An 8,794-nucleotide genomic window follows, 5' to 3' on the forward strand; every position below is an offset into this window, starting at 1 on the left:
GGGGCGTGGAAGAATCGGGAGAGGTCCCGCTGCCGCGACCGGTCAACCCGGCACGGCGTTCGGCGCCGGTCACCCGGCCGGTGCCCGCGGGTCCGGTTTCGCCACCGCTGTCGAGATCGCCAGGAGCCTTGATGGACGCTGTGTTCTCCGTACCCGAGCCGCGCAACGAGCCGGTCCGCAACTACGAGCCGGGCAGTGCCGACCGGGAACGGCTCCAGCGGCGGCTGACCGAGCTGGCCGCCGAGCGGATCGACCTGCCGATGACCATCGCCGGTGAGCAGCGGATGGCCGGCGGCGAGTCGATCGACGTCGTGCAGCCGCACAGGCACGCGCACGTGCTCGGCGTCACCGCACACGCCACCCACGACGACGCCCGCGCCGCCGTGAAGGCCGCCAAGGACGCCGCCGGAATGTGGCGGGCCCTGCCGTTCGAGGAGCGGGCCGCGATCTTCCTGCGCGCCGCCGAGCTGCTCGCCGGCCCGTGGCGCGACACGCTGAACGCGGCCACCATGCTCGGCCAGTCGAAGACCGTCATCCAGGCCGAGATCGACGCGGCCTGCGAGTTCATCGACTTCCTCCGGTTCAACGTGCACTTCGCCCGGGAGCTGCTCGAGGCGCAGCCGATGTCGTCGCCGGGGGTGTGGAACCGCTTCGACCACCGCCCGCTGGAGGGCTTCGTCTACGCGGTCACCCCGTTCAACTTCACCGCCATCGCCGGCAACCTGCCCTCGGCGCCGGCCCTGCTGGGCAACACCGTGGTCTGGAAGCCGGGCCCGACGCAGCAGTTCGCCGCGCACTTCACCATGCGGCTGTTCGAGGCGGCCGGCCTGCCCCCCGGCGTGATCAACATGGTCACCGGGCGCGGCGAGGAGGTCTCCGACGTGGTGCTCGCCGACCCGGACCTGGCCGGCATCCACTTCACCGGCTCCACGAAGGTCTTCCAGCACCTGTGGCGGACCGTCGGCGAGAACATCTCCCGCTACCGGGGCTACCCCCGGCTGGTCGGCGAGACCGGCGGCAAGGACTTCGTCGTCGCGCACACCAGCGCCGACGTCGACGCCCTGCACACCGCCCTGATCCGCGGCGCCTTCGAGTACCAGGGCCAGAAGTGCTCGGCGGCGTCCCGGGCGTACGTCCCGCGGTCGCTGTGGGAGGGCGGGCTGCGCGACCGGCTGGCCGCCACCGCGGAGTCCCTCACCTACGGTGACGTCACCGACTTCGGCAACTTCGGCGGCGCCGTGATCGACGCCAAGGCGTTCGACCGGCACCGCGCCGCGCTGGAGCTGATCTCCGGCGACGACGCCTGCCGGGTCCTCGCCGGCGGCACCGCCGACGACTCCGTCGGCTGGTTCGTCCGGCCCACGCTGTTCGAGTGCACCGACGCGGCGCACGAGACGTTCACCACCGAGTACTTCGGGCCGATCCTCGGCGTGCACGTCTTCGACGACGGCCGCTTCGACGACGTGGTCAACCAGGCCGAGTCGATCGCGCCGTACGCCCTGACCGGGTCGATCTTCGCGACGGACCGCCGGGTGGTCGACGCGGTCGCCGAGAAGATGCGGTACGCCGCCGGCAACTTCTACATCAACGACAAGCCGACCGGCGCGGTGGTCGGGCAGCAGCCCTTCGGCGGCGCCCGGGCCAGCGGCACCAACGACAAGGCCGGCTCCTGGCACAACCTCGTCCGGTGGATGTCGCCCCGGACGATCAAGGAGACCTTCGTCGCGCCGACCGACCACACCTACCCTCACATGGGCTGAGGTGCAGGGAAGGGCCCCTTCCGCGCGCCTCGCGTACCGGAAGGGGCCCTTCCCTGCCAGCGGGCGGGGGTGGGTCGGCGGCGGTACCGTGGCCGCTGTGACCCACCCCACCCCCGCGCAGGATCCCCACTTCGGCGAGCAGGGTGGCCTGCTCACCTACACCGACTACCTGCGGCTGGCCGACCTGCTGGCCGCCCAGGTGCCGGAGTCCGACCCGGCCTCCCACGACGAGCTGCTCTTCATCACCATCCACCAGGTCTACGAGCTGTGGTTCAAGCTGCTGCTCTCCGAGCTGACCGACGCCCGGGACCGGATGCTGGACGGCGAGACCTACCTGCCCCGGGTACGGCTGGAGCGCTGCCACGTGGTGGAACGGGTCCTGATCGGTCAGGTCGACGTGATCGACACGATGACCCCGCAGGACTTCCTGGCCTTCCGCACCAAGCTCGCCCCGGCCTCGGGCTTCCAGTCCGCCCAGTTCCGGGAGATCGAGTTCCTCTCCGGCCTGAAGGACCCCGACTACCTGCGCCGCTTCCGGGGCCTGCCCGACGTCGAGCGGGAGCGCCTGGAGCGGCGACTGGCCGAGCCGAGCCTCTGGGACGGCTTCCTGGCCGTGCTCGGCCGGGCCGGCTTCGACGTCACCGAGGAGGAGTCCCGCTTCGCGGCGTACGCCACCATCGCCGGGGACCGGGAGCGGTTCGGGCCGCTGTGGGACCTCGCTGAGGCGCTGGTCGCCCACGACCAGGCGTTCTCGCTGTGGCGGGCCCGGCACGTGCTCATGGCCGAGCGGCAGATCGGCACGAAGCCCGGCACCGGGGGCTCGGCCGGTGGGGCATACCTGCGCTCCCGGGTGGAGACCCGGTTCTACCCGGAGCTGTGGGAGCTGCGTAGCCGACTGTGACCGTTCCGCGCCTCCCTGGCGGACTGTCTCGCGCCGACAGTGCACATAGGAACCCGACCGGGTGGCGAAAATGCCAAATCCTGGACGCCGCGTCGGCAAAGTGGCAGCGTGAGGGGCATGGCGGATTCCGGAGTCAACCCCACGGCGGCGGCCCTGCTCGGGCTGCTCCACGAGGGCCCCATGACAGGTGGCCAGTTGATGGCCGCCGCCGAGCGCCGACTGGCGCCGTACTGGTCGATGACGCGTAGTCAGGTCTACCGGGAGCTGCCGGTGCTGGCCGAGCGGGGCCTGGTCCGGATGGGCAAGCCCGGCCCGCGCTCCAGCCAGCCGTACGCGATCACCGCAGCGGGAAAACGGACATTCTCCCGCTGGCTTGCCGAGGAGCCGGGGCGGGACACCATCCGCAACCCGATCGCCCTGCGGATCGCCTTCGGCGAGCTGCACTCGGCCAGCCAGCTCAAGAACCTCCAGGCCGCGGCCAACGACTACCACACCGAGGCCCTGGCCAAGGTCCGGGAGCAGGTCAAGAACGCCAAGAAGGAGGGCGACGCGTACGACGCCAGCGCGCTGGAGTTCGCCGTCGCCTACCACAAGGCCGCCCTGTCCTGGCTGAAGAGCGCCCCGGTCGCCTGACCACAGGGCCTCCCACCGGGATCTTTTGGCTCGTGACTGCGGGGCTCGCAGGCCCGCTCCTCGCACGAGCTGGGTCTTTTTTGGCTCGTGACTGCGGGGCTCGCAGGCTCACTCCTCGCACGAGCTGGGTCTTTTTTGGCTCGTGACTGCGGGGCTCGCAAGCTCACTCCTCGCACGAGCAGTACCCTTGTCTGTCGTGACCGCTGCCGATTACGCCGAACAGCTCAAGGACCTCGACGCCACCCTGCGCAACATCGAGGCGGTGCTCGACATCGACCGGCTGCGCGCGGACAAGGACCGCCTGGAGCAGGAGGCCTCCGCGCCCGACCTGTGGGACGACCAGGCGAAGGCCCAGGAAGTGACCTCGCAGTTGTCGTACGTCAACAGCGAGATCAGCAAGCTCGGCAGCCTCCGTTCCGGGCTCGACGACGCCAAGGTGCTGCTGGAGCTGGCCGAGGCGGAGTCCGACCCGGGGGTGCTCACCGAGGTCGAGGCGGAGATCGCCACGCTGGGCAAGGCCATCGAGGAGATGGAGGTCCGCACCCTGCTCTCCGGCGAGTACGACTCCCGGGAGGCGCTGGTCGCCATCCGGGCCGGCGCTGGCGGCGTGGACGCGGCGGACTTCGCCGAGATGCTGCTGCGGATGTACCTGCGCTGGGCGGAGCGGCACGGCTACCCGACGGAGGTCTACGAGACCTCCTACGCCGAGGAGGCGGGCCTGAAGTCGGCCACCTTCACGGTCAAGGTGCCTTACGCGTACGGCACGCTCAGCGTCGAGTCGGGCACCCACCGGCTGGTGCGGATCAGCCCCTTCGACAACCAGGGGCGCCGGCAGACCAGCTTCGCCGGTGTCGAGGTGCTGCCGGTGGTCGAGCAGACCGACAGCATCGAGATCCCCGAGAACGAGATGCGGGTCGACGTCTACCGCTCCTCCGGCCCGGGTGGGCAGAGCGTCAACACCACCGACTCCGCCGTGCGGCTCACACACATCCCGACCGGCATCGTGGTCACCTGCCAGAACGAGAAGTCCCAGTTGCAGAACAAGGCGTCCGCGCTGCGGGTGCTCCAGGCCCGGCTGCTGGAGGTCAAGCGCCAGGAGGAGCAGGCGAAGCTCCAGGGCCTGAAGAAGGACACCACCGGCGCGTGGGGCGACCAGATGCGCTCGTACGTCCTGCACCCGTACCAGATGGTGAAGGATCTCCGGACCGAGCAGGAGACCGGCAACCCGACCGCGGTCTTCGACGGCGACCTGGACAAGTTCCTCGAGGCGGGCATCCGGTGGCGCAAGCAGCAGCAGCTCGCCGGCGACGCTGCGTGATCAACCGTGGGCGGAGCGCGTCGTCGATCTTCCCGGTACGCCCGAATTGGATGACGCGACTCGCAACGGCGGGGCGTGGGGCTTGGCTCCCCGGTTACACCGCGTAGACTCACGACCCGTGATTCAGCTTGAGCAAGTGACGAAGACGTACCCGAAGGCGTCCCGGCCTTCGCTCGACAACGTGTCCGTCTCGATCGAGAAGGGCGAGTTCGTCTTCTTCATCGGTCCATCCGGCTCCGGCAAGTCCACCATCATCAAGCTGCTGCTGCACGAGGTCGCGCCCAACAAGGGCCGGGTCGTCGTCAACAGCAAGGACGTCACGTCGATGCGTTCCTGGAAGCGACCCCACTTCCGGCGTTCCATCGGCTGCGTGTTCCAGGACTTCCGGCTGCTGCCGAACCGCACCGCGTACGAGAACGTGGCGTTCGCCCTCGAGGTGATCGGCAAGACCAAGGCGGTCGCCCGCCGGGTCGTGCCCGAGGTTCTGGAGCTGGTCGGACTCGGTGGCAAGGAGCACCGCTACCCGCACGAGCTCTCCGGCGGTGAGCAGCAGCGGGTCGCCGTCGCCCGGGCGTTCGTGAACCGTCCGCTGATCCTGCTCGCGGACGAGCCGACCGGAAACCTGGACCCGGACACCTCGATCGAGATCATGCGCCTGCTGGACCGGATCAACCGCACCGGCACGACCGTCGTGATGGTCACGCACGACTCCAACATCGTGAACCAGATGCGCCGCCGGGTCATCGAGATCGAGAGCGGCCGCATCGTGCGCGACCAGGCCCGCGGCGTCTACGGCTGAGTCGACGCCACCCCTGCGCAGCCTGACGACGAACACCTCATGCCGGAGACCCGGAGGAAATCCCGATGCGCGTGAAATACGTCCTGTCCGAGGTACTGGTCGGACTGTGGCGCAACGTGACCATGACCATCGCGATGATCATCACGATGGCGGTCTCGCTGACCATGCTCGGCGCCAGCGGTCTCATGTACCGCCAGGTCGACGACATGAAGGACCTCTACTACAAGAACATCCAGGTCTCGATCTTCCTGACACAGGAGGTGACCCCCGAGCAGCGTGAGTCCCTGGACGCGAAGCTGAAGGCCGACTCGCTGGTCAAGGAGGTCATCTTCGTCAACAAGGAGGAGGCGTACAAGCGCTTCCAGGAGATGTTCCAGGACGCTCCCGACCTGCTCAGCGCGGTCAAGGCGGACAGCCTGCCCGAGTCGTACCGGCTCACGCTGAACAATCCCGAGCAGTACAAGAACATCTACGACCAGTACAAGGACACCGAGGGCGTCGACGAGATCGTCGACCAGAGTCGCCTGCTGGACAAGATCTTCGACATCCTCACCGCGATCCAGAACATCGCCCTGGCCGCCGCGATCGTGATGGCCGTCGCCGCGCTGCTCCTGGTCGCCAACACGATCCAGGTGGCCGCGTACAGCAAGCGGCGTGAGGTCGCGGTCATGAAACTGGTCGGCGCGTCGAACTGGTTCATCCAGGCGCCGTTCGTGCTGGAGGCCGTGGTCGCCGGCCTGATCGGCTCGTTGCTGGGCCTGGTGGCCCTCATCGCGGCCAAGTACCTACTCTTCGACGGGTCGCTCCAGGCGCTGCAGGGCCTGCTCTCCCCGATCGGCTGGGGCGACATCCTGTTCATGTTCCCGCTGATGGCCGGCGTCGGCGGCCTGGTCAGCGCGGTCACCGCCTGGGTCACCCTCCGCTTCTACCTGCGGGTCTGACGCCCGTACGGCTCGACGACGGCCCTTCTGCGCCAGGAACAAACGGCGCGGGAGGGCCGTTGCCGTTCGGGTAGCATGATCTCCGCCCCGCGGCCGGTCACGTCCGGCGCGGATCACCGGAAGGGGGTGGCGCCGATGCCACGGGAAAAGGGACGCAAGGTCGTCGCCTCCAACAAGAAGGCCCGGCACGACTACGCGATCCTCGACACCTACGAGGCGGGCATGGCGTTGACCGGCACGGAGGTCAAGTCACTGCGGGCCGGGCGTGCGTCGCTGGTCGACGCGTTCGCGCAGGAGCGCAACGGCGAGCTCTACCTGCACGGGATGCACATTCCCGAGTACACGCAGGGCACCTGGACCAACCACGAGCCCCGGCGGACCCGCAAGCTGCTGCTCAACCGGCTGGAGATCGACCGGCTGATCGGCAAGACCCGCGAGGGCGGCCTGACCATGGTGCCGTTGCAGGTCTACTTCTCCGACGGCTGGGCCAAGGTGGAGATCGCCCTGGCGAAGGGCAAGAAGTCGTACGACAAGCGGCAGGACCTCGCCAAGCGGGACGCGGACCGGGAGATCGCCCGGGTCGCCGGCCGGCGTGGCAAGGGCATGGATGACTGAGGTGTCCGTCCTGTCCGGTTCGGCGCGCCCGCCGGGGGCTCGGGATGAAACCCGTTGCGGCAGGCGTTACGCTTGTCAGTGCCGCCACATCGGCGGCCTGTCGAGGGGGTGACTGGTTTCGACTTCGTACGCAGCGACAGGGGAAGCGAGCCGAGGAAGCCGACGTCGTCTCGAGAATCGGTCGTCGGAAACCAATAAGCGCCAAGAACAATCGCGCTGACTTCGCTCTCGCCGCCTGAGGCGAGTAGTGAGTCTGTCGGCCTGGGAGCGCCTTCGACCCAGTTAGCCGGCATCAGCTAGAAGGCTGGCCAATCGGACCCGGTCGCGGGGTCCGTGCGGCGAGATCAATCAGCGACTGGGCCCGTCACACCAACTTGCTCGCGTGAGCGGTGGGGCCGAGTAGAGGCACAGCGAGCTGCGCTCGGAGAAGCCCTGACAAACCGGCGAAGGACCCGGGTTCGATTCCCGGCACCTCCACCACCAGACGATGCGCCCCGGTCCACCGGACCGGGGCGCATCGTCGTGTCGGGACCGGTCGGCCCTGGGGCGCGCGGGCCGCACGGGACAGGCGGGACGGATGGGACCGATGAGGTCCGTCCCGCCTCTGGACAGGGCGGACGCGCGGGTCCACCATCGCTGTACGCGGTCAGACGCGACGCGGGAGGTGCCCATGGTCACCGGTCCGATCCAGCAGCCGCCCACCCCGCCCGGAGGGCTCCGGCCGCCCGCCGCGCGCCGGCTCCCCGGCACCCCGCCCGGAGGCCTGCACCCGCTCGCCCGGGCGCTGGCCGTCGCGCCGGCCGGACCGCGCTGGCGGGAGCGTTTCCTCGTGGGGCTCGGCCCCGTGCGACGGGGCTTCACGGAGCACGTCCGGGTCACCGAGGGGCCCGCCGGCCTCTACGCCGAGGTGCTCGGCCAGGCGCCCCGGCTGGAACGCGGGGTGCGGCTGCTGGCCCGGGAGCACGTCGCCATCACCGCCGCGCTGAGCGCCCTCCAGCAGGCGGCGGAGCTGCCGGACGCCTCGCTCGACGACCTCCTGGGTCGGGCCGCGCACCTGCTACGGGCCCTCGCCCGGCATCGGCAGCGCGGCGCGGACCTGCTCTGGGAGGCGTACGAGACGGATCTCGGCGGAGAGACCTGACCAGGGGGAACCGGCGTGGACGTACCGGCGTCCAACCCACATGCGCCGTACCGCCGCCCTGCTGGGCCTTCCGCTGTTGATGATCGTCGCCGGGTGCGCGCCGGCCGGCTCCGACCCGGCCGTCGACCCGGTCGCCTCCGACCCGCGTCAGGACGCCTTCGCCCAGCGGGCCACCGAGGTGGCCGACTCGTGGCGACCGCTTCCGGCGTGGAAGTCCGGTTACGTGCCCATGCAGGACCCGACGGTGCTCGTCGGCGACCCGGGCTTCACCGGGGAGACCAAGATGGCCTTCCTCAACGGCTGGTACCGCGACCAGGTCACAATGCCCGTCGCGCAGCCCGCCGACGGCACCATCAAGTTCCCGGACGGCACGCTGACCGTCCCGCTGGTCAGCGCCGCCGCCGCGTACGGGCAGCTGGACCAGGGGGATCCGCCGCCGTGCGACGGCCGCCCCAAGGACCCCGGGACCAAGCTCCCCGGTGGTGGCCCCACCATCGAGCCGGGGCCCGACGGCCCGGTGAGCAGCAACTCGCAGACCGCCTGCGTCCCGCTGACGGTCACGGCCGTGAAGCTGGGCACCGCGCCGGTGCGCACCAGCCGGGGCGAGGCGCAGGTGCCGGCGTGGCTGTTCACCGTCGAGGAGATCACCGCGCCGGTGGCCCGGCTCGCCGTGGCGCCGCAGGCCG

At 70.0% G+C, this 8,794-nt stretch carries 9 protein-coding genes and 1 other RNA gene; all 10 read left to right on the plus strand.

The window, feature by feature from the left end; translation table 11 throughout:
* Positions 1-131 precede the first annotated feature (131 nt).
* Complete coding sequence (gene pruA / locus F6X68_RS26875) at positions 132-1,760, plus strand: L-glutamate gamma-semialdehyde dehydrogenase (protein WP_151456886.1); 1,629 nt, start codon at positions 132-134, stop codon at positions 1,758-1,760.
* Between the two features lie 97 nt (positions 1,761-1,857).
* On the plus strand, positions 1,858-2,661 hold the full coding sequence (locus F6X68_RS26880; protein WP_151456887.1) for a tryptophan 2,3-dioxygenase: 804 nt from the start codon (positions 1,858-1,860) through the stop codon (positions 2,659-2,661).
* Between the two features lie 117 nt (positions 2,662-2,778).
* Positions 2,779-3,294: a PadR family transcriptional regulator gene (locus F6X68_RS26885; protein ID WP_132233606.1), complete on the plus strand. Its 516-nt coding sequence runs from the start codon at positions 2,779-2,781 to the stop codon at positions 3,292-3,294.
* A 196-nt stretch (positions 3,295-3,490) separates the two neighbouring features.
* A complete protein-coding gene (prfB, locus tag F6X68_RS26890; RefSeq protein ID WP_151456888.1) occupies positions 3,491-4,612 on the plus strand; it encodes a peptide chain release factor 2 in 1,122 nt (373 codons plus the stop codon).
* Between the two features lie 118 nt (positions 4,613-4,730).
* On the plus strand, positions 4,731-5,411 hold the full coding sequence (gene ftsE / locus F6X68_RS26895; protein ID WP_091622236.1) for a cell division ATP-binding protein FtsE: 681 nt from the start codon (positions 4,731-4,733) through the stop codon (positions 5,409-5,411).
* Between the two features lie 65 nt (positions 5,412-5,476).
* Positions 5,477-6,352: a permease-like cell division protein FtsX gene (ftsX, locus tag F6X68_RS26900; protein WP_151456889.1), complete on the plus strand. Its 876-nt coding sequence runs from the start codon at positions 5,477-5,479 to the stop codon at positions 6,350-6,352.
* A gap of 135 nt (positions 6,353-6,487) precedes the next feature.
* Positions 6,488-6,967 carry an SsrA-binding protein SmpB gene (gene smpB, locus F6X68_RS26905; RefSeq protein WP_088964850.1) on the plus strand — a complete coding sequence of 160 codons (480 nt, stop codon included), beginning with the start codon at positions 6,488-6,490 and terminating at the stop codon, positions 6,965-6,967.
* Positions 6,968-7,071: 104 nt separating this feature from the next.
* Positions 7,072-7,447, plus strand: a transfer-messenger RNA (tmRNA) gene (gene ssrA / locus F6X68_RS26910).
* Between the two features lie 190 nt (positions 7,448-7,637).
* Positions 7,638-8,108: a hypothetical protein gene (locus tag F6X68_RS26915; RefSeq protein ID WP_225852448.1), complete on the plus strand. Its 471-nt coding sequence runs from the start codon at positions 7,638-7,640 to the stop codon at positions 8,106-8,108.
* A gap of 40 nt (positions 8,109-8,148) precedes the next feature.
* Positions 8,149-8,794, plus strand: a 646-nt coding sequence (locus tag F6X68_RS26920) for a hypothetical protein (RefSeq protein WP_151456890.1), incomplete at its 3' end; no start/stop codon positions are given.

Source organism: Micromonospora sp. AMSO12t (genome assembly GCF_008806585.1).
GTDB lineage: Bacteria > Actinomycetota > Actinomycetes > Mycobacteriales > Micromonosporaceae > Micromonospora > Micromonospora reichwaldensis.

Excerpts from the sequence above, each read along its gene's own strand:
- pruA (WP_151456886.1), top strand. The coding sequence starts at position 132 with ATGGACGCTGTGTTCTCCGTACCCGAGCCGCGCAACGAGCCGGTCCGC.
- F6X68_RS26885 (WP_132233606.1), top strand. The coding sequence starts at position 2,779 with ATGGCGGATTCCGGAGTCAACCCCACGGCGGCGGCCCTGCTCGGGCTG.
- ftsX (WP_151456889.1), top strand. The coding sequence starts at position 5,477 with ATGCGCGTGAAATACGTCCTGTCCGAGGTACTGGTCGGACTGTGGCGC.
- smpB (WP_088964850.1), top strand. The coding sequence starts at position 6,488 with ATGCCACGGGAAAAGGGACGCAAGGTCGTCGCCTCCAACAAGAAGGCC.
- F6X68_RS26915 (WP_225852448.1), top strand. The coding sequence starts at position 7,638 with ATGGTCACCGGTCCGATCCAGCAGCCGCCCACCCCGCCCGGAGGGCTC.